Source organism: Aeromonas sp. FDAARGOS 1409, assembly GCF_019048705.1.
Taxonomy (GTDB): Bacteria; Pseudomonadota; Gammaproteobacteria; order Enterobacterales; family Aeromonadaceae; genus Aeromonas; species Aeromonas sanarellii.
This window is the reverse complement of the sequence record NZ_CP077395.1, coordinates 1,990,471-2,010,000: the sequence shown is the minus strand read 5'-3', so window position 1 is coordinate 2,010,000 and position 19,530 is coordinate 1,990,471. Positions and strand designations below refer to the sequence as shown.

Below are 19,530 nucleotides of genomic sequence, written 5' to 3'. Positions count from 1 at the left end.
GCTGGTCGAAATGCTCCGCCGCTTCAACCTGCATTTCTCCCTGTTCGATGAGGAGCGCTGCGTCGAGGCGTTCGCCGATGCGGAAAACCCCTTCGAGACCGAACAGCTGGTGATCTGCAGCCTCGACTTCCTGCGCAAGAAGCGCCGTCGCTTCGAGCAGGTGCTGGAAGCCGAGTGGGATCTGCTGGTCGTCGACGAGGCACACCATCTGGAGTGGAGCGAGGAGGCGCCGAGCCGTGCCTACGAGATGGTGGAGGCGCTGGCCGAACAGGTGCCGGGTGTGCTGCTGCTGACCGCCACCCCGGATCAGCTGGGCCACCAGAGCCACTTCGCCCGTCTGCGCCTGCTCGATCCCGAGCGCTTCTACGACTACGATGCCTTCCTCACCGAGGAGCAGGCCTATGGTCAGGTCGCGAGCGCCGCCCAGGAATTGCTGGATGGCGAGACGCTGAGCGATGAAGCCAAACAGATCCTCGCCAGCCAGCTGGAAGGACTGGATCTGAGCGATGCCGCCGCCCGCCAACAGGCGGTCGCCAAGCTGCTGGATCAACACGGCACCGGCCGGGTGCTGTTTCGCAACAGCCGCGCCAACATTCAGGGCTTCCCCGAGCGCCATCTCAACGTTTACCCCATGCCACTGCCGGAGCAGTACAAGACCGCCATCAAGGTGATGGGCATGATGGGTGGCAACGGTGGTGATCTGCAGACCCGCGCCCTGCGCTACCTCTATCCCGAGAAGATCTTCCAGCAGTTCGAAGGCGACAACGCCAGCTGGACCCAGTTCGACCCGCGCGTCGACTGGCTGCTGGAGCTGCTGCTCGGCGCCCGTCAGCAGAAGGTGCTGGTGATCTGCTCCGAGGCAGCCACCGCCATCGCCCTGGAAGAGGCGCTGCGTACCCGCGAGGGGATCCGCGCCGCCGTGTTCCACGAAGGGATGTCCATCCTCGAGCGGGACAAGGCCTCCGCCTATTTTGCCCAGCAGGAAGGTGGAGCCCAGGTGCTGCTCTGCTCCGAGATCGGTTCCGAGGGTCGCAACTTCCAGTTTGCCAGCCACCTGGTGCTGTTCGATCTGCCCCTCAACCCGGATCTGCTGGAACAGCGCATCGGTCGTCTCGATCGCATCGGTCAGCAGAACACCGTCGAGATCCACGTCCCCTATCTGGAGGGCACCTCCCAGCGCGCCCTGCTGCTCTGGTATCACGACGGTCTGGATGCGTTCGAGCAGACCTGCCCGACCGCCCGCCCGGTATTCGAGGCAGTGCGTGACGAGCTGTTCGAGCTGCTGGCCGCCAACACCGGCGATCAAGCGCCCCTCGAAGCGCTGCTGACCCGCACCCGCGAGCTACACGAGCCGCTCAAGGCCAGGCTGGAACAGGGTCGCGATCGCCTGCTGGAGATCCACTCCAGCGGTGGCGAAGCCGCCAAACAGCTGGTCGAGAAGCTGGCTGCCGAAGACGACGACACCGCCATGATCTCCTTCGCCCTCAAAATGTTCGACGAGATCGGCGTCAACCAGGACGATCGCGGCGAGAATGCCCTGGTGCTGACACCGGGGGATCACATGCTGGTGCCGAGCTTCCCGGGCCTGCCCCAGGATGGCATGACCATCACCTTCGATCGCAACACCGCGCTGTCGCGGGATGACATGGCGCTGCTCTCCTGGGATCACCCCATGATGCGCGGCGGTATCGACCTGATCCTGGGCTCCGAGATCGGCGCCACCTCGGTGGCCCTGCTCAAGAACAAGGCGCTGCCGGTCGGTTCCATCCTGCTGGAGCTCATCTTCGTCGCCGAGTCCGCGGCTCATCCCCAGCTTTACCGCTTCATGCCGCCAACCCCGATCCGGCTGCTGATGGACAAGAGCGGCAACAACCTGGGCGACAAGGTGGCATTCGATGCCTTCAACCGCCAGTTGACGCCGGTCAACCGCCACCTCGGCAGCAAGCTGGTCACCGCATCCCAACCGGTGATCCACGGCCTCATCGGCCAGGGTCAGGCCATTGCCGAAGGGCTGAAGGCCGGGATTGTCGACAAGGCCCGTGCCCAGATGGCGCAAACCCTGCAGCAGGATCTCGATCGTCTGGAGGCGCTCAAGGCGGTCAACCCGAACGTGCGCGACAGCGAGCTGGAATATCTGCGCAATCTGCAGGCAGAATTGCACCACCTGATCGACCAGACCCAGCTCAAGCTGGATGCCATCCGCTTTATCGTGGTTACCCATAACTGATAAAACGGCGCTGGCATCATCTGGTTGCTAACGACCAGATCCAACTCAAGCTGGATGCCATGCACTTTTATCGTGGTAACCCATAACTGATAAAACTGTGAAGACATCGTCTGGTTGATAACGACCAGACCCAACGCGAGTTGAATGCCATGCACTTTATTATCGTGGTTACCCATAACTGATAAAACTGTGAAGGCATCGTCTGGTTGATAACGACCAGACCCAACACGAGTTGGATGCCATGCACTTTATTATTGTGGTTACCCATAACTGATGGGGGCTTGCCCCCGCTTTGACCAAAGATGCGAGACGCTATGTTTGAATACTCACCGCCCCTGGAACCCTGGCTCGATATCCTGTTCAAGGACAAGGACATCATGGTGGTCAACAAGCCCACCGGCCTGCTGAGCGTCCCCGGGCGCGGCCCCGAGAATGAAGACAGCGTCCTGCATCGGGTCAAGCAGCAGCACCCCAAGGCGGCGGCAGCCCATCGTCTCGACATGGCGACCACAGGCGTGCTGGTGATCCCCCTCAACCCCAACGCCCACCGTGAGCTGAGCCGGCAATTCCGCGAGCGGGAAACCGAGAAGCACTACCTCGCCTGGGTGTGGGGCGAGCCGGAGCCGAATGCGGGTGAAGTGGATCTGCCGCTTTGCGTCGACTGGCCCAACCGGCCGAAGCAGAAGGTGGACTTCGAGGAGGGGCGCCATGCCCTGACCCTGTGGCAGAAGCTGAAGGTGGAGAATGGCAACAGCCTGATCAAGCTGACCCCGATTACCGGTCGCTCCCATCAGCTGCGGGTTCATATGCTGGAGCTGGGTCACCCCATCCTCGGCGATAACCTCTACGCCAACCCGGATGCGCTGGCGGCGGCACCGCACCTTTATCTGCATGCGGCCAGTCTGACCATCAGCCACCCCCGCAGCGGCGAGCGGATGACCTTCGAGGCGCCGGCTCCCTTCCCGGTCTGAACATCGACCGACTCAGGGAAATCGTCTGGTAAAGCCCAATAAAAAAAGAAAGCCCCCATCAAGAGATGGGGGCTTTTTCGTTCAGATCAGACGCGAATGTCGATCCTGCTTCCGAGCGAAGCGCTGGCCGATGTCGGCACTGCCGGTGCGGATTGCGCTGCCGTTTCCAGCAGTTTCAGTGCGGATTCGCCCTCCTGGGTCTGCTGCTTCTTGGCCAGGCTGGCCACCATCAGAGCAGAACCGAACGACGCATTTGCAGAGCTAGAAATATCCATTGTGTACCTCCTGCCAAGAGACTATCGGCCGGGCCCGGTGAGACATGAGCCATATCGCTCAGCGCAGATATGCCTTGTCCGGCGAGCGCCGGGCCAGCCAGCGCTCCTCCATCTCCAGCAAGGTCTGATAGGCCTTTTCAGCATGCTCCGGGCGGCTGAACAGATAACCTTGGCCGTACAGGTGGATGTCGGTCAGGGAGCGCAGCACGTCGAGCTGACCCTGGGTCTCGATCCCTTCACACACCAGCTTCTTGCCCAGCATGGAGCCCATCCGGCAGATGTTGGCCACCAACTCGGCCGCCTCGATGGAGGTATCGATGCCCTGGATGAAGGATCTGTCTATCTTCACCTTGCTCACCGGCAGCTTCTGCAGGTAGCTGAGGGAGGAGTAGCCAGTTCCGAAGTCGTCCAGCGCCAAGTGCACCCCCTGCTGGCTGAGGTCCTGCATCAACTGCAGGGAGTTCTTCACCTCGCGCATGGTGGTGTCTTCCGTCACCTCCAGCACCAGGCTGGCGGCGGGGATGTGGTGTTCCATCAGGGCCCGGGCCACCAGCTTCAGCAGGTTGCGCTGGTACATGCCGGGAGAGATGTTGACGCACATCTGCAGATCCACCAGCCCCAAGTGCTGCCACTGATGGAGCTGCTCGCACGCCGTGTTCAGGATCCAGCTCCCCAGCTTCTCGGCCAGTTGGAACTCCTCCGCCACCTGGATCACCTCGTTGGGGGGGATGAAGCCCAGTTCGGGGTGGCGCCAGCGCAGCAGCGCCTCGACGGCCTCGCAGCGTCCGCTCTCCAGATTGACGATGGGCTGGTAATAGAGCTCGAGGGCATTGTGCTCGAGCGCCATCACCATATCGGAGGCCAGGTGCTTGCGTCTGGCCGTCTCGTTGAGCAGCGAGCTGTCGTAAATGACGTAGGGGACATAGGTCTTGCGACTGTGGGACAGGGCCTGCTCCGCCCGGCTCAGCAGTTCCTGGGTCTGGTTGCTGTCCGTGGGGAAGAAGGCGATGCCTATGCCCACCTCCAGCCGGAAGGGATAGTTGTCGATGATGATGTCTTGCTTGATGGAGTGGAGCACTCTGGCCACCAGCTCCCTGACCTGGCGCAGATCGCTGCCCTCCCGTTGTAGCATGGCAAGCTGATCGCCCCCGAGACGCGCCACCCACTCGCCGTTCTCGCACAGGGCTCGCAGCCGCTTCGCCAGCTCTTGCAGCAGGATGTCCCCGGTGTTGTAGCCGAACTTGCTGTTGATGTCCCGAAAATCGTTGATATCGACCAGCACCAGACCGAAGGAGGTATCGCGGGTGACATAGGATTCCATCTTCTCCAGCAGGGCCAGCCGATTCGGCAATCCGGTCAGTGCGTCGACCCGGGCCGTCCGGAAATGGCGCCTCGCCTCCCGCACCAGCAGACCGCTGAGCAGAATAACGGAGATCACCAGGCCCAGCACCATGAACAACAGCGCATCGCGCAGCTGGCCGAAGCGCTTGTCATTGCCCGAATAGACGTTGATGTTCTTCTGCATCATGGAGGCAAGAGAGTAGGAGAGCGGCTCCTGCAAGGGCGCAAGGGTCATCATGATCTGCTGGTAGTCCGGCGTCCCCGGCTTCAGCCTGGTCAGCTCAGGCTCCAGCTTGCGGATGCTGCTCTCGGTCAGCTGCACCAGCCGCAGCGCCTTCGGATTGTCCCCCAGGCTCTTGCGCAGTTGCCCGCCCAGCAGAATGGGAGTTCGGCTCCACAGGATGTCATAGCGCAGCAGCAGGGACTCGTGATCGAGTCCGCCATAGTGGTAGATCTCGACGGCATTGAGAAATCGGCCCAGCTCCAGCTGCAGCTGCATCAGGGCCCAGGAGACGTCATAGGTGTACTTTTCCATCACCCGGGTCGCATTCTGTATCTGCACCAGGCAATACAGAGTGCTACCCGTGAACAACAGAATGGATAGATAAAGAACGCCGAGTAAGGGCCAGGCCCTGGTCTTCGCTTTCACCCATGACTCCCGTAAACCACCGTCTCTACTGCTGAATATCGATCGCACTCAGTTGCCAGATCATCATGTCTGTGAACTCGGAACGCTTGAGTTCGGGATGCTGATCCAGTGGCAGGATAAACCAGAGTGGCCCCTTGTCACGTACCCGCATGGTCACCCCGTCGTCCTGCCAGGCCAGGATGGGATCGTATTGCCTGACCTTATCCCAGTTGATCCGTATCTGGAAACTGTTCAGGGCGGTGAGCGTGATGCTCTTGCCATTGGCCTTCACGGCCGTCAATACATCCGCCAACCTGGGCCCCACGTACTTGTGCGGCTTGTCCACCCAGGGATTGCTCGTCACTATCTCGTGCTGTGGCAGCGCCTGGATCATCGCCATGTCGAACAGCACCTCCCCATCCGCCGGGTTGGAGGGATCCAGGTTCCCCGTCACCTTGAGGATCACCGGCCCCTGCGGGGCGGCCAGGGTCACGCCAGGCACGACAAGGGCGAAGAGTAACGGCAACAGACCTAAATATCGCATGTTCACCTCAATCATTTCACTATCAATAACTTCAGCTTAGTAGCACTAAAAAAAACGGCCCGCAAAAGCGAGCCGTTTGATAACTATGGCAGGCAGGATTACATCATACCCATGCCACCCATGCCACCCATATCAGGCATGGCAGGGGCATCTTTCTTCGGCAGCTCGGAGATCATGCACTCTGTGGTGATCATCAGACCGGCCACGGAAGAGGCGAACTGCAGGGCGGAACGGGTGACCTTGGTCGGATCCAGGATACCCATGGCCAGCATGTCGCCATACTGTTCGGTGTAGGCGTTGTAGCCGAAGTTGCCTTCGCCGTTCTTCACGGCATTGGCGATTACGGAGGCTTCCTCACCGGCGTTGATGACGATCTGACGCAGCGGGGCTTCCATGGCGCGCAGGGCGACCTTGATACCCACGTTCTGGTCTTCGTTGTCACCGCGCAGGGAGGCCAGCTTGGCGGCCACGCGCACCAGCGCCACACCACCACCGGCAACCACACCCTCTTCAACGGCGGCACGGGTCGCGTGCAGGGCGTCGTCGACACGGGCTTTCTTTTCTTTCATCTCGACTTCGGTGGCGGCACCCACCTTGATCACGGCAACACCGCCGGCCAGCTTGGCCACGCGCTCTTGCAGCTTCTCGCGATCGTAGTCGGAAGAGGTCTCTTCGATCTGCTGACGGATCTGGGCCACGCGGCTCTCGATCAGGGCGGCATCACCCACGCCATCGATGATGGTGGTGTTCTCTTTGGTGATGACGATGCGCTTGGCACGGCCCAGGTCTTCCAGGGTCGCTTTTTCCAGCTCCATGCCCACTTCTTCGGAGATCACGGTACCGCCGGTCAGGATGGCGATATCCTGCAGCATGGCCTTGCGACGATCGCCAAAGCCCGGTGCCTTGACGGCGGCCACTTTCACGATGCCGCGCATGGTGTTGACCACCAGGGTCGCCAGCGCTTCGCCTTCCACGTCTTCGGCCACGATGATCAGCGGTTTGCCCGCCTTGGCCACGCCTTCCAGCACCGGCAGCATTTCGCGGATGTTGGAGACCTTCTTGTCCACCAGCAGGATGAAGGGGTCATCCAGCTCGACGGCACCAGTTTCCGGCTTGTTGACGAAGTAGGGGGAGAGGTAGCCGCGGTCGAACTGCATGCCTTCAACGACTGCCAGCTCATCTTCCAGACCCTGGCCGTCTTCGACGGTGATCACGCCGTCACGGCCGACCTTGTCCATGGCTTCGGCGATCAGGGCACCCACCTTCTCGTCGGAGTTGGCGGAGATGGTCCCGACCTGGGCGATGGCGTTGTTGTCGGCACAAGGGGTGGACAGCGCCTGCAGCTCGGCGACGGCGGCGGTCACGGCCTTGTCGATGCCGCGCTTCAGATCCATGGGGTTCATGCCGGCGGCAACGGCCTTCAGGCCTTCGTTGACGATGGCCTGAGCCAATACGGTGGCGGTGGTAGTACCGTCACCGGCGGCATCGTTGGCCTTGGAAGCGACTTCCTTGACCATCTGGGCGCCCATGTTCTGGAACTTGTCTTCCAGTTCGATTTCGCGGGCAACGGAGACGCCATCCTTGGTGATGGTCGGGGCGCCGAAGGACTTGTCCAGTACCACGTTGCGGCCTTTCGGGCCCAAGGTCACCTTGACGGCATCGGCCAGGATGTTCACGCCTTCCAGCATCTTGATGCGGGCTTCGTTGCCAAACTTAACTTCTTTAGCTGCCATGTTCTTCAATCCTTAAATCAATTCGGGAAAAGGGGAGTGATTACTCTTCGACAATCGCCAGGATGTCGGTCTCGGACAGGATCAGCACGTCCTGGCCATCCAGCTTCTCGGTCTTCACGCCGTAGCCTTCGTTGAAGATCACCTTGTCACCCACCTTGACGGCAAGGGCCTTGACATCCCCATTGTCCAGAATTCGACCAGTCCCCACGGCAAGAACTTCACCACGGGTGGACTTCTGGGCCGCAGTGCCAGTCAAGACGATACCGCCAGCGGATTTGGCTTCAGCTTCGATGCGCTTGATGATGACGCGGTCGTGCAGTGGACGAATTTTCATCGATAACTCTCCCAAAATGAGTCTCTGTGTTGCTTGAGGAATGGCCGCAGTCGGCCAAATTTGTTATGCCCCTGATCTGGGGCAATCTGGTTAGCCCTTCAAGGGCAAATACAAAAAAAATATTTTCACGTACTATGAACGCCTTTGATTGATCACCCACCCCCAATCAGGAAGGCGGATGGACACGGCCAGCATTCAGGCCCAAAGCACGTAGAGACATTGCCTTGAGCCGACCCAATCCCATGCTGATCGCCCCCATGACGCCAGTGCTGCTGCGCATGACGGGCCCCATGATCCTCGGCATCATCGCCATCCTGGCCTTCAACCTGGTCGATACCTTCTTCATCGGCATGCTGGGTACCCAGGCACTGGCGGCCATCAGTTTCACCTTCCCGGTCACCTTTGTCGTCACCTCCCTGACCATGGGGCTGGGGGCGGGCCTGTGCGCCCTGCTCGGCCATGCCCTGGGCCAGGGTCGCCACGACGAGGCGGCCCGCATCACCACAGACTGCCTGTTCCTCGCCGTCGTGCTGGTGACCCTGCTCGCCCTGCTGGGGGCGCTGACCATTACCCCGCTGTTCAGCCTGCTGGGGGCCAGTGCCGAGCTCATCTCCCTCATCCACGACTACATGCTGATCTGGTACCTGACCGTCCCCCTGCTGGTCGTGCCCATGGTAGGCAATGCCGCCATCCGGACCACGGGGGACACCAAGACCCCCAGCCTGGTGATGGGGGTGGCCGGCCTGGTCAACGGCGTGCTGGATCCCCTGCTCATCTTCGGGCCCGGCCCTTTCCCCGAATGGGGCATACGGGGGGCCGCCATCGCCACCTCCCTCTCCTGGTTGATGGCCATGCTGGTCAGCCTCCATCTGCTGCGCAAGCGGGAGAAGCTGCTGACCTGGCGCCTCTCCCCCCGCCCTCAACTGCTGGCCCACTGGCGGGCCCTGCTGCACGTGGCGGTGCCGGCCTCCTTCACCAACATGCTCAATCCCCTGGCCAACGCCGTGCTGATGGTGATCTTCGCCGGCCTGGGCACCGAGGTGGTGGCCGCCTACGGCGCGGCATCCCGGGTCGAGGCCCTGCTGCTGATCGTGATGATGGCGCTCTCCTCCGTGCTGGCCCCCTTCGTCTCGCAGAACTGCGGGGCGGGCAATCCGGCCCGTGCCAAGGCGGCCCTGCTACTCTGCATGCGCTTCGCCCTGCTGTTCCAGCTCGGAGTCTACGGCCTCGTCTGGCTGCTGGCCCCCACCATCGCCGAGCTGTTCAGCGATCATCCGCAAGTCGTGCGCCTCATCGTGCTCTATCTGCATCTGGTACCCATCGGCTACGGTTTTCAGGGCATGGTGATGCTGCTGGCCTCGGCGCTCAACGGGGTCAGGGCCTCCACTGTGTCACTGCTGATCAACGGCATCAGGCTGTTTGGCTTCCTGCTGCCAGGGGCCTGGCTGGGGGCAAGGCTGGGGGGAGAACAGGGGATCTATCTGGGGATACTGCTGGCGAACCTGGCGGCGGGCCTGTTGGCCTGGGGCTATGCCCACCGCCGGTTCGAGCGACTGTGTCATCAGGGGGCGCCCTGAGGTGACGCTGTGGAGGGAGGCTTACTCCTTGCGCTCGAACTCCCCTTCGATGGTGTTGCCGCCGCGCGGGGGCTGTCCGGGTCTGTCATCCCCTGGCACCGGCTCGAACGGCTGCTGGCGGGTCTGGAAGCCCCCCATCTGCATCCTGAACTGGTTGCTGCCGATCAGCTTGTCGGCCAGGCGGTTGCGCAGCCAGGGCTGCAACAGCAGTATGCCGAAGAAATCGGTCACGAAGCCCGGGATGATCAGCAAGAGGCCGGCCAGCGCCAGCATCATGCCGCCCATCACCTCGCGGCCCGGCATCTCCCCCTGCTGCATCTTCTGCTGGGCGCTGAACAGGGTCTTGATCCCCTCGCTGCGCACCAGGGAGGAGCCCAGCACTGCGGTCAGCACCAGCAAGCCCACGGTCGGCAAGGCGCCGATCACGGACCCCACCTCGATCATCACGGTGAGCTCCAGCAATACCAGGCCAACCAACAACAGTAACAACTTGCCCATAGCAACCTCAGTGCAATGAATGAATGGTCCCGAACGGGATGCCGTCGGAGGAGCAGGGCTCCTGTGGGGGCAGCGGAACGGGTCTCCTGACATCAAGGTGGGGACATCTGGCCATTTTTCAAGCCCGTCCCGCCCCACCGCCCGGGATCCGGAAAAATATTTGCCTTGCCAACTGGGATCGAAATGATTGTTCTGTCACAGTTAATCGCTCGATTGCAATATCTGTTTAATGACCACAAGAAATTTGGGGTCGCCTCAAATTTAGTGATCCAGGTCTAATACCAGATACCCCGATTGAGGTAAGATCAACACCAGTCATTGCACAGGGAGCACGGGCTCCCAACTGCCCCACCCGATGTGTGGTGCTTCAGGATGAAATGTGCGTAGGGAAATCGCGACCACTCGGTGAGGATCGTTTCCATTTATCTGATTTCTGAGGCATTACAATGAGCGACATCAAGAACGTCCGCATTGAAGAAGACCTGCTGGGCACCAAAGAAGTTTCCAACGACCTCTATTACGGAGTGCACACCCTGCGCGCCGTCGAGAACTTCAAGATCAGCACTCAGAAGATTTCTGACGTTCCCGAATTCGTCCGTGGCATGGTCCTGACCAAGAAGGCCGCTGCGCTGGCCAACGGTGAGCTGGGGACCATTCGTCCCGAGATCGCCGACAAGATCATCGAAGCCTGCGACCTGATGCTGAACACCGGCAAATGCTTCGACCAGTTCCCGGTCGACGTCTACCAGGGCGGCGCCGGCACCTCCGTCAACATGAACACCAACGAGGTGCTTGCCAACATCGCCCTCGAGCTGATGGGGCTGGAGAAGGGCCGCTACGACGTCATCAACCCGAACGATCACGTCAACAAGTGCCAGTCCACCAACGATGCCTACCCCACCGGTTTCCGCGTGGCCGTGGTCAACAGCACAGACACCACCCTGCACGCCCTGGAAGCGCTGATCGCCGCCTTCGACGTCAAGGCCAAGGAGTTCAAGAGCATCCTGAAGATGGGCCGCACCCAGCTGCAGGACGCCGTGCCCATGACCCTGGGCCAGGAGTTCCACGCCTTCGCCGTCACCCTGCGCGAGGAGATCAAGTCCATCAAGCGCTGCCAGGAGCTGCTGCTGGAAGTGAACCTGGGCGCCACCGCCATCGGTACCGGTCTGAACACCCCGCCCGAGTACTCCGCCCTGGCCATCAAGCGCCTGGCCGAGATCACCGGTCGTGCCTACGTCCCGGCCGAGGATCTGATCGAGGCGACCTCCGACTGCGGCGCCTATGTGATGCTGCACGGCGCCATCAAGCGCATGGCCATGAAGCTCTCCAAGATCTGTAACGACCTGCGTCTGCTCTCCTCCGGTCCGCGCACCGCGCTCAAAGAGATCAACCTGCCGGAAATGCAGGCCGGTTCCTCCATCATGCCGGCCAAGGTCAACCCGGTCATTCCGGAAGTGGTCAACCAGTCCTGCTTCAAGGTATTCGGCAACGACGTCACCATCACCTTCGCCGCCGAAGCCGGTCAGCTGCAGCTGAACGTCATGGAGCCGGTCATTGGTCAGGCCATGTTCGAATCCCTGAGCCTGATGGAAAAAGCCTGTATCTCCCTGCGCGAGAAGTGCGTGGAAGGGATCACCGCCAACCCGGAAATCTGCATGAACCACGTGCTGAACTCCATCGGCATCGTGACCTACCTGAACCCCTTCATCGGCCACCATGAAGGGGACATCGTCGGCAAGATCTGCGCCCAGACCGGCAAGAACGTCCGCGAAGTCGTGCTGGAACGCGGCCTGCTGACCGCCGAACAGCTGGACGAGATCCTCTCCATCGAGAACCTGATGAACCCGCAATACAAGGCCAAGCGTTACACCCGCGAAGCCACCGTATAAGCGAGCAGATGGGCCGGGGTTATCCCGGCCCATAGAGTCAATTCCCGAGCGGCCTCCTGCAAGCCCCATCGGGAATTGGCTTTTCAGCCCAATAAAACCTAAAAAAACTGGAAAATGGAGTGTTCGCTATGATTGGAATCGAGTTACTTGTGGTGCTCGCCGCTATCTATCTGGGGGCCCGGATAGGCAGCATCGGCATCGGCTTCGCCGGTGGTCTGGGGGTATTGGTGCTGACCTGGGGGCTGGGCATGCCCATCCCGAGCGATCAGCTGGTGACCTATGTGCCCTGGGACGTGATCATGATCATCGCGTCCGTCATCTGCGCCATCGCCTGCATGCAGCTGGCCGGCGGGATGGACTATCTGGTGCACCTGGCCGAGAAGGCCCTGCGCAAGAATCCCAAGCACATCACCTTCGCCGCCCCGGTCGTCACCTACCTGATGACCATGCTGGCCGGTACCGGTCACACCGCCTTCTCCACCCTGCCGGTGATCGCCGAGGTGGCCAAGGAGCAGGGCATACGCCCCTCCCGTCCGCTCTCCATCGCGGTCGTCGCCTCCCAGATCGCCATCACCGCCTCCCCCATCTCGGCGGCCGTGGTCGCCTTCTCCGGCATGCTGGAGCCGCTCGGGGTGGATTACCTGACCCTGCTGGCCATCTGCATCCCGTCCAGCTTCATCGCCTGTCTGCTGGGGGCCTTCATCGCCAACCTGCTGGGCAAGCCGCTGGAGCAGGACGAGGTCTATCTGGAGCGCAAGGCCAAGGGTCTGATCAAGCTGCGCGGTACCAGCCAGATTGAAATCAAGCCCTATGCCAAGCTCTCCGTCGGCATCTTCGTCGCCGCCATCGTGGCCGTGATGGCCTATGCCACCGCCATCTCCGGCAACGTGGGCCTGATCACCAGCCCGCCCATCCCCCGTGACGGCGCCATCATGGGCATCATGCTCGCCGCCGCCACCCTGATGGTGCTGTTCTGCAAGCTGGACGCCGCCCAGATCACCAACATGCCCACCTTCAAGTCCGGCATGTCCGCCTGTATCTGCGTGCTGGGCGTGGCCTGGCTCGGCAACGTCTTCGTGAAGGGCAACATGGTCGAGATCCAGGCGTTCGCCGGCGATCTGCTGAGCCAGTACAGCTGGCTGCTGGCCGTGGTGCTGTTCTTCTCCTCCATGCTGCTCTACTCCCAGGGTGCCACCACCAAGGCGCTGATGCCCGCCGCCCTGGCGCTCGGCGTCAGCCCGCTGGCCGCCATCGCCTCCTTCGCCGCCGTGAGCGCCCTGTTCGTGCTGCCGACCTACCCGACCCTGCTGGCCGCGGTCGAGATGGACGACACCGGCTCCACCCGCATCGGCAAGGCCGTGTTCAACCACCCCTTCTTCATCCCGGGTGTGGCCACCATCGCCATGGCAGTGGCCCTGGGCTTCTTCTTCGGCGGCCTCATCCTCTGACCGAGGAAACGCCCCATGCAAAACGGCCCTTCGGGGCCGTTTTTTTATCTCCGGCCACCGCGGCCATCCCTCTGAGCCCCCATGAAAAAGCCGCTCAAGGGAGCGGCTCGCGTCAACGGGGGGTGGATCCTCAGGTGGTCTGCCGGGTACCGAAATAGTCGGCCAGGAAGTCGTCGAACGACAGGCTGTCGCTGCGCTCACGCTCCCGCTGCTTGGCCAGCGACTCCCGCGCCTCGCCGGCGAAGTAGGCCTGGTCCCAGTACTGCAGTTCGCCGGCCAGCATCTCTTCCCGGTAGCGGCTCGCCAGCTCGTCGCCGAAGCAGCCGTTGTCCTGACCGCTTTCCAGCAACTGCTTGAGCAGGCGGGCGGAGTAGGTCAGCTCGGGGTCGAGCAGCTTCTCGCGGTGCATGGCCAGCGTCTCGCGGTAGCGGTTGCGACCGCAGCAGCGATCCAGCAGCTCGGCCACCTGGCCCAGCTCGTCGAACAGCTTGAGGCCGTACTCCTTGAGGCCGATGGGGTTGCCCTGCTCGTCCTCCAGCTCGAGGCCGGGGCGGCGCCCCTCCAGCACCACCTTGTTCTGGTTGCGGCGATTGCGGGCGATTTCCTCGTCGCCCAGCACGGGGGACGGGCGCAGCAGGCACCAGACCAGGAAGAGATCGAAGAAGCGGATCTGATCCACCTCGATGCCGAACGGGGTGAAGGGGTTCACATCCACGGTGCGCAGCTCTATGTATTCGATGCCGCGCTGCTCCAGCGCATCCGACGGCTTCTCGCCGCTGCGTGGGGTGCGCTTGGGCCGGATCGGGGCGTACAGCTCGTTTTCCAGCTGCAGCACATTGTCGTTGAGCTGGCGGTACTCGCCGTTCACCTTGACGCCGATCTTGGCAAACTCGGGGTCATGGGTGTTGATGGCGCGGCGCAGGCTACTGACATAGGCCGGCAGGTTGTCGTGGCTGATCTTGAGCCCCGCCTGGGCGCTGTTGGTGTAGCCGAGATCGGACAGCCGCAGCGCCGTGGCATAGGGCAGGTAGAGGGTGCCCTTGCCGGTCTTCTGGAACGGCAGGTCGCTCTTGCGCCCCTTGAGGAAGGAGTCGCAGATGGCAGGGGAGGCGCCAAACAGATAGGGCACCAGCCAGCCGAAGCGGTAGACGTTACGGATCAGCCCCATGTATTTGTCGGAGATGAAACGCTGGCTGCAGCAGCCCTCGCACACCAGATCCTGCCACTCGCACCAGAAGCTGTCCGGCATGGAGAAGTTGAAGTGCACCCCGGCGATCACCTGCATCAGGCTGCCGTAGCGGTTCTTCAGCCCCTGACGGTACAGGGTCTTCATCCGGCCTATGTTGGAGCTGCCGTACTGGGCCAGGCGGATGCTCTCCTCGTCGCCGACGAAGCAGGGCATGGAGAGCGGCCAGATCCGCTCCTCCCCCAGATGGTGAATGGTGTGGCGGTGGATGTCGCCGAGCTGCTCGATCAGGCTCTCGATGGAGTCGGTGGCCGGGGTGATGAACTCCAGCAGGCTCTCGGCGTAGTCGGTGGTGATGTTGGCATGGGTCAGGGCCGACCCCAGGCTTCTGGGGTGATCGGTCTGGGCCAGGGTCCCTTGCGGGGTGATGCGCAGACATTCACGCTCGATCCCGCGCCGGATCCCCTTGAGGGCGGTCACGCGCTCCGGGGTTCCCAGCGCAGCCAGCAACTCGGTGAGCGACAAGCTAGTAGTGGTCATATTCACGGCTCATGTATGGCCGCCCCACCTGGGGCGGCACTCATTTTTGCAGCGCCCCTCAGGGCAGTTGCAGTGGATAGATGGGAAGATGAAGCTCGCTCAGGGGTTTTTCAAGCTTTTGCTTGTCCCCCACCACCACAATCACCATGTCGGCCGGGTCGAGCCAGCGGGCCGCGCTCGCCTTGAGCGTCTCGGACGACACCGTCTTGATCAGGTTGCTCTGGGCCTGAACATAGTCCGGCTTCAGGTCGTACATGATCATCTGCAGCAGGAAGCCCGCCTTCTGCCCCAGGGTCTCGTAGGAGAGGGCATCCTGCTGGGAGACGGCGCTGCGCATGTAGGCCAGCTCCACCGGGGTCGGTCCGCTCGCACGGTAGCCGTCCATCTCCTTGAGGAACTGGCGGATGGCGTCCACGGTCGCATCGGCTCGCACATTGGCGCCTGTGGCGAACACGCCCGCCTCGCGGTTGGCCTGGAAGCCCGAGCTGGCGCCATAGGTGTAGCCCTTGTCTTCCCGCAGGTTGAGGTTGATGCGGCTGTTGAAGTTGCCCCCCAGGTTGAAGTTCATCAGGTTGGCGACGAAGTAGTCTCCCGTGGTGTCGAACGCCATGGCGCGCCGACCGATGCGGATCACCGACTGGGGCGCCCCCGGCTTGTCCACCAGGTAGATGCCCGGCTTGGCCTGATCCCCCCTGGGCTTGAGATCCCCCAGGGTCGGGGCGGCTCCCTTCCACTGGGTCAGGAAGCCGAGCTGATCCTCCACTTGTGTCTGGGTCACGTCACCCACCACCACCACCTTGGCATTGGTCGGGTTGTAGTAGTCCTGGTAGAAGCGTTTCACGTCCGCCAGGGTCAGCTTCTCCACGTCGGTGAGCACCCCGTCGGTGGGCTGGCCGAGGCGATTGTCCTTGCCATACACCAGCTGACGGAACGCCTGACCCGCCAGCCACTCGGGCTGCTGCTCGTTCTGCTTCATCCCTTGCAGCATCTGCGCCTTGAGCCGCTCGAAGTCCGCCTCCCGCAGGCCGGGGCGCATCAACACCTCGCGCACCAGCGCCAGGGTCTGGGGCAGCTTGTCGGTCAGGCTGCTGATGGTGATCAGGTTGTTGTACTGGGCGGTGGAGACGCTGATGCTGGCACCGAGTTTTTGCAGCTCGTCGCTGAGCTCGGCCTCGGAGAGGCGCACCGTGCCCTGTTCCAGCATGGCGGCGGTGAGGCTGGCGAGCCCCAGCTCTCCCTTGCCTTCGGCACGGATGCCGCCCGGCAGGGCGATCATGATGGAGACCGCGGGGATCTCGTCGCTGTGGGTGCCGATGATCTCGATCCCCTTGTCCAGCTTGCCGTGCCAGATGGCCGGCACCTTGACGCTGACCGCCTCACCGGACTTGGGCTGCACGCTGCGATCGAAGTAGTCTTTCACCGGTCGCTCGGCCAGTACCTCCCCGTGCTTGCTGTAGTCCGGCAGCTCCCGCTCGGCGGGGGTGAAGTTCGGTGTGCCCGCCTGCCAGTCCACCTTGCCCTTGGGCACCACGCTCAGCACCACGGCAGGCTTGTTCGCGATGAACTGGTCGTAGGCGGCCTTGACGTCCGACGCCTTGACCGCGCCGATGGCATCCAGGTTCTTGAACACATAGTCGGGATCCCGGGCCAGCACCTGGCCCATGGCGAGCTGGCTCACCTTGCCCTCTATGCTGTCGAGCCCCCAGATGGCGGCGGCGCGATAGCTGCTGATGGCCTTCTCCAGATCCGCCGGCTTGATGCCACGTTGGGCAAAGTCGCCGATCACCTTGTCCACTTCCCCCTTGAGGGTCTTGAGGCTGCCGTCCACCGCCGGATTGGGGTAGGCGTAGATCGCCAGGGTACAGGCCAGCTCCTCGCAGGAGTGGGAGGCACCGACCTCGACGGCCTTGCCGGTCTTGACCAGGGCCTGGTAGAGCATGGAGCTGGCGGAGCCGCCGAGCACGTCGGCGAAGATGTCCAGCGCCGGTTCCCGGGGGTCGCCAAGCGACACCGTGGGGTAGCTGATGTAGAGCAGCGGCAGGTGGACCTTGTCCTCCAGTGTCACATAGCGGGTCTCGGGCAGGGTCACCGGCTCAGGGGTCGGCTCGGCCACGTCCGGCCCGCGCGGGATGGGGCCGAAGTATTGCTCAATCCAGGCCAGCGCCTGCTTGCTGTCGAAGTCGCCGCCCAGGGTCAAGGTGGCATTGTTCGGCCCGTACCAGCGCAGGAAGAACTGCTTGAGGTCGTTCACGTCGACCCGGTCGAGATCCTCCACATAGCCGATGGGCTGCCAGGAGTAGGGATGGGTGCGCGGATAGAGCGCCTCCCCCACCTTCTCTCCGACCAGGCCATAGGGCTGGTTGTCGATGCGCTGGGCCCGCTCGTTCTTGACGGTGGCGCGCTGGATCTCGAACTTCTTCTGGCTCACCGCGTCGAGCAGGAAGCCCATGCGATCCGCCTCCAGCCAGAGCACCTTCTCCAGCTGGTTGGCCGGCACGGTTTCGAAATAGTTGGTCCTGTCCTTGTTGGTGGTGCCGTTCATCTCGCCACCCGCCTCGTTGATGATCCGCATGTGCTCCTGATCGCCGACGTGCTTGGAGCCTTGGAACATCATGTGTTCGAAGAAGTGGGCGAAGCCGGACTTGCCCACCGTCTCCCGGGACGAACCCACGTGATAGGTCACGTCGAGGTGCACCACGGGATCGGAGCGGTCGGGCGCCAGGATCACGGTCAGGCCGTTGTCCAGCCTGTACATCTGGTAGGGAATGCCGAGCCTGCCCTCCTGCCTGACCTGCTCGGACACCAGGGTCGGGGCCGCCAGTGCGGGCAGGGTGAAGCCCAGGAGAAGGCTGAATGGAATGAGTTTGTTCACGCTTACCTCGTGAGTGACAAAAAAGGGCTAGAAGACCTGACTGGCCAGCAGAAACACCAGGGCATAACGAAGCAATTTGCCGAGCCCGATCAAGATGAGGGAGCGCCAGAAGGAGAGGCGCAGCCAGCCGGCCAGCAGGCAGAGACCATCGCCGACCACGGGCATCCAGGCGAGCAGCAGACACCAGTGGCCATGGAGTTTGAGCCAGGCGAGCGCCTTTTGTTCCCCACGGCCTTGAAAATCTTCCGGTTTTTTCTTGTGCGTGGCGAGCCGGCCGAGCCACCAGGTGGTCATGGAGCCCAGGGTATTGCCGAGCGTCGCCCAGAGCAACAGGCTGGTCATGCTCCACTCCCCCCGGGTCGCCATGGCCCCCAGCAGCACCTCGGAGCTGCCGGGCAGCAGGGTGGCGGAGGTGAAGGCGCTCAGAAACAGCCAGCCGAGCCCCATCTCGGCGATGCCGTTCATCCAGGCTGGCCATCGGCGGCGGGCATGCGCAGCAGCAGCTTGCCCCGCACATGACCGCCCTCGATGGCCCTGTGGGCCAGGGCGCCTTCCACCAGGGGGAACTCGCCGGAGACGGTGATCTGCACCTCCCCCTGACGCAGCAGCATCAGCATCTGGGTCAGCTGCTTGTGATCGGGGTGCACCAGCATGCCGAGCACCTCGACCCCCAGCGCAGCCCCCGCCTCCTTGATCTGCTGGGCCGTGATGGTGGGGACAGTCACCAGCCGGCCAGCGGGCCTGACGCAGGCAAGCGCCGCCTTGCCGCTCTCGCCCCCCACCAGATCCAGTACCAGATCCACCGGGCCGCCCTCAGCCAGGATCTGGGCAGGCCAGTCGGCGTCGTGATAGTCCACCATCTGGCTGGCCCCCAGCCCGTGCAGGAAGCTGTGGTTGTCGCGACTCGCCGTGACCACCACCTCGGCGCCATAGGCGCTGGCAAACTGCACCGCCAGGTGGCCCACCCCGCCAGCTGCGGCCAGGATCAGCACCCGCTGCCCGGCCTCGAGGGCTCCGTGCTCGAACAGCCCCTGCCAGGCGGTCAACCCCGCCAGCGGCAGCGCCGCCCCCTGTCTGAGGCCGATCCCGTCGAGCCTGACCAGCTCTCCCTCGGCCACCACCACGGTTTCGCCATAGCCGCCAGCCGAGAGCGGGAAACCCACCATGCCGCATACCCTGTCCCCCTCGGCCAGCGAGGTGACATTGGGGCCTAGCTTCTCCACCACCCCGGCCACGTCGTAGCCCGGCGTCCAGGGCAGCTTGTCCTTGTTCTGGGCCGCCGCCCAGCCGAGGCCGGCCCGGGTCTTGGCATCGATGGGGTTGACCCCCGCAAAGCAGATGCGCACCCGAACCTCCCTCTCTGCGGGCACCTTGTCCTGGGAAGGGTTGAGCCGAAGTACCGAGGGGTCACCGAATGCGGTAATCTGTAGCTGCGTCATTGCACAATCCATCCTGTTGATTGATCAA

The 19,530-nt window shown here is 62.7% G+C and carries 15 protein-coding genes (1 of these 15 only partly in view); 5 read left to right on the top strand and 10 right to left on the bottom strand.

Going from position 1 to position 19,530, the window contains the following annotated elements; translation table 11 throughout:
* Together rapA and rluA are read left to right on the top strand one after the other, a co-directional pair.
* Positions 1 to 2,227 carry the 3' portion of an RNA polymerase-associated protein RapA gene (rapA, locus tag I6L39_RS09640; protein WP_216991653.1) on the top strand. 641 nt of this gene lie to the left of the window's left edge, so 2,227 of the gene's 2,868 nt are visible here — the last part of the coding sequence; its start codon lies beyond the left edge, outside the window; its stop codon occupies positions 2,225 to 2,227.
* A gap of 314 nt (positions 2,228 to 2,541) precedes the next feature.
* The gene (gene rluA, locus I6L39_RS09635; RefSeq protein ID WP_216991652.1) at positions 2,542 to 3,198 is read left to right on the top strand and encodes a bifunctional tRNA pseudouridine(32) synthase/23S rRNA pseudouridine(746) synthase RluA; all 657 of its coding nucleotides are present in this window, start codon (positions 2,542 to 2,544) and stop codon (positions 3,196 to 3,198) included.
* Positions 3,199 to 3,284: 86 nt separating this feature from the next.
* On the opposite strand, the gene I6L39_RS09630 is transcribed toward rluA, so the two are convergent.
* From I6L39_RS09630 to I6L39_RS09610, 5 genes are all read right to left on the bottom strand, one after another.
* On the bottom strand, positions 3,285 to 3,473 hold the full coding sequence (locus I6L39_RS09630) for a hypothetical protein (protein ID WP_042079250.1): 189 nt from the start codon (positions 3,471 to 3,473) through the stop codon (positions 3,285 to 3,287).
* A 58-nt stretch (positions 3,474 to 3,531) separates the two neighbouring features.
* Positions 3,532 to 5,463 carry a bifunctional diguanylate cyclase/phosphodiesterase gene (locus I6L39_RS09625; protein ID WP_216991651.1) on the bottom strand — a complete coding sequence of 644 codons (1,932 nt, stop codon included), beginning with the start codon at positions 5,461 to 5,463 and terminating at the stop codon, positions 3,532 to 3,534.
* Positions 5,464 to 5,488: 25 nt separating this feature from the next.
* Complete coding sequence (locus tag I6L39_RS09620) at positions 5,489 to 5,986, bottom strand: molybdopterin-binding oxidoreductase (RefSeq protein ID WP_216991650.1); 498 nt, start codon at positions 5,984 to 5,986, stop codon at positions 5,489 to 5,491.
* 98 nt (positions 5,987 to 6,084) lie between these two features.
* Positions 6,085 to 7,719 carry a chaperonin GroEL gene (groL, locus tag I6L39_RS09615; protein ID WP_042079252.1) on the bottom strand — a complete coding sequence of 545 codons (1,635 nt, stop codon included), beginning with the start codon at positions 7,717 to 7,719 and terminating at the stop codon, positions 6,085 to 6,087.
* A 40-nt stretch (positions 7,720 to 7,759) separates the two neighbouring features.
* Positions 7,760 to 8,053, bottom strand: a complete 294-nt coding sequence (locus I6L39_RS09610; RefSeq protein WP_005309514.1) for a co-chaperone GroES — start codon at positions 8,051 to 8,053, stop codon at positions 7,760 to 7,762.
* A 242-nt stretch (positions 8,054 to 8,295) separates the two neighbouring features.
* On the opposite strand from I6L39_RS09610, the gene I6L39_RS09605 reads away from it, so the two are divergent.
* Entirely contained in the window at positions 8,296 to 9,630 is a 1,335-nt protein-coding gene (locus I6L39_RS09605) for an MATE family efflux transporter (RefSeq protein WP_216991778.1), read from the top strand.
* A 21-nt stretch (positions 9,631 to 9,651) separates the two neighbouring features.
* On the opposite strand, the gene I6L39_RS09600 is transcribed toward I6L39_RS09605, so the two are convergent.
* Positions 9,652 to 10,128, bottom strand: coding sequence for an FxsA family protein (locus I6L39_RS09600; RefSeq protein WP_143238095.1), 477 nt, complete (start codon positions 10,126 to 10,128; stop codon positions 9,652 to 9,654).
* Between the two features lie 446 nt (positions 10,129 to 10,574).
* Here I6L39_RS09600 and aspA point away from each other — a divergent pair, with 446 nt between their 5' ends.
* The gene (gene aspA, locus I6L39_RS09595; RefSeq protein ID WP_042079255.1) at positions 10,575 to 12,017 is read left to right on the top strand and encodes an aspartate ammonia-lyase; all 1,443 of its coding nucleotides are present in this window, start codon (positions 10,575 to 10,577) and stop codon (positions 12,015 to 12,017) included.
* Between the two features lie 128 nt (positions 12,018 to 12,145).
* A complete protein-coding gene (locus tag I6L39_RS09590) occupies positions 12,146 to 13,465 on the top strand; it encodes an anaerobic C4-dicarboxylate transporter (RefSeq protein WP_042079256.1) in 1,320 nt (439 codons plus the stop codon).
* A gap of 130 nt (positions 13,466 to 13,595) precedes the next feature.
* Here I6L39_RS09590 and gshA read toward each other — a convergent pair whose 3' ends face one another.
* Genes gshA through I6L39_RS09570 form a run of 4 tightly spaced genes read right to left on the bottom strand, consistent with a single transcriptional unit; the run spans position 13,596 to position 19,502 of the window.
* Positions 13,596 to 15,191 carry a glutamate--cysteine ligase gene (gene gshA / locus I6L39_RS09585; RefSeq protein ID WP_042079257.1) on the bottom strand — a complete coding sequence of 532 codons (1,596 nt, stop codon included), beginning with the start codon at positions 15,189 to 15,191 and terminating at the stop codon, positions 13,596 to 13,598.
* A gap of 58 nt (positions 15,192 to 15,249) precedes the next feature.
* The gene (locus I6L39_RS09580) at positions 15,250 to 18,063 is read right to left on the bottom strand and encodes a pitrilysin family protein (RefSeq protein WP_216991649.1); all 2,814 of its coding nucleotides are present in this window, start codon (positions 18,061 to 18,063) and stop codon (positions 15,250 to 15,252) included.
* Positions 18,064 to 18,090: 27 nt separating this feature from the next.
* Positions 18,091 to 18,528, bottom strand: a complete 438-nt coding sequence (locus tag I6L39_RS09575) for a YqaA family protein (RefSeq protein ID WP_216991648.1) — start codon at positions 18,526 to 18,528, stop codon at positions 18,091 to 18,093.
* Positions 18,525 to 19,502, bottom strand: a complete 978-nt coding sequence (locus I6L39_RS09570) for an NADP-dependent oxidoreductase (protein ID WP_216991647.1) — start codon at positions 19,500 to 19,502, stop codon at positions 18,525 to 18,527. Before I6L39_RS09570 ends, I6L39_RS09575 begins: the two co-directional genes overlap by 4 nt.
* Positions 19,503 to 19,530 lie beyond the last annotated feature (28 nt).

What these genes read in the sequence shown, in the direction of transcription:
- rluA (WP_216991652.1), top strand. Translation starts at nt 2,542, where the DNA reads ATGTTTGAATACTCACCGCCCCTGGAACCCTGGCTCGATATCCTGTTC.
- I6L39_RS09630 (WP_042079250.1), bottom strand. Translation starts at nt 3,473, where the DNA reads ATGGATATTTCTAGCTCTGCAAATGCGTCGTTCGGTTCTGCTCTGATG.
- I6L39_RS09620 (WP_216991650.1), bottom strand. Translation starts at nt 5,986, where the DNA reads ATGCGATATTTAGGTCTGTTGCCGTTACTCTTCGCCCTTGTCGTGCCT.
- groL (WP_042079252.1), bottom strand. Translation starts at nt 7,719, where the DNA reads ATGGCAGCTAAAGAAGTTAAGTTTGGCAACGAAGCCCGCATCAAGATG.
- I6L39_RS09610 (WP_005309514.1), bottom strand. Translation starts at nt 8,053, where the DNA reads ATGAAAATTCGTCCACTGCACGACCGCGTCATCATCAAGCGCATCGAA.
- I6L39_RS09605 (WP_216991778.1), top strand. Translation starts at nt 8,296, where the DNA reads ATGCTGATCGCCCCCATGACGCCAGTGCTGCTGCGCATGACGGGCCCC.
- I6L39_RS09600 (WP_143238095.1), bottom strand. Translation starts at nt 10,128, where the DNA reads ATGGGCAAGTTGTTACTGTTGTTGGTTGGCCTGGTATTGCTGGAGCTC.
- aspA (WP_042079255.1), top strand. Translation starts at nt 10,575, where the DNA reads ATGAGCGACATCAAGAACGTCCGCATTGAAGAAGACCTGCTGGGCACC.
- I6L39_RS09590 (WP_042079256.1), top strand. Translation starts at nt 12,146, where the DNA reads ATGATTGGAATCGAGTTACTTGTGGTGCTCGCCGCTATCTATCTGGGG.
- gshA (WP_042079257.1), bottom strand. Translation starts at nt 15,191, where the DNA reads ATGACCACTACTAGCTTGTCGCTCACCGAGTTGCTGGCTGCGCTGGGA.
- I6L39_RS09575 (WP_216991648.1), bottom strand. Translation starts at nt 18,528, where the DNA reads ATGAACGGCATCGCCGAGATGGGGCTCGGCTGGCTGTTTCTGAGCGCC.
- I6L39_RS09570 (WP_216991647.1), bottom strand. Translation starts at nt 19,502, where the DNA reads ATGACGCAGCTACAGATTACCGCATTCGGTGACCCCTCGGTACTTCGG.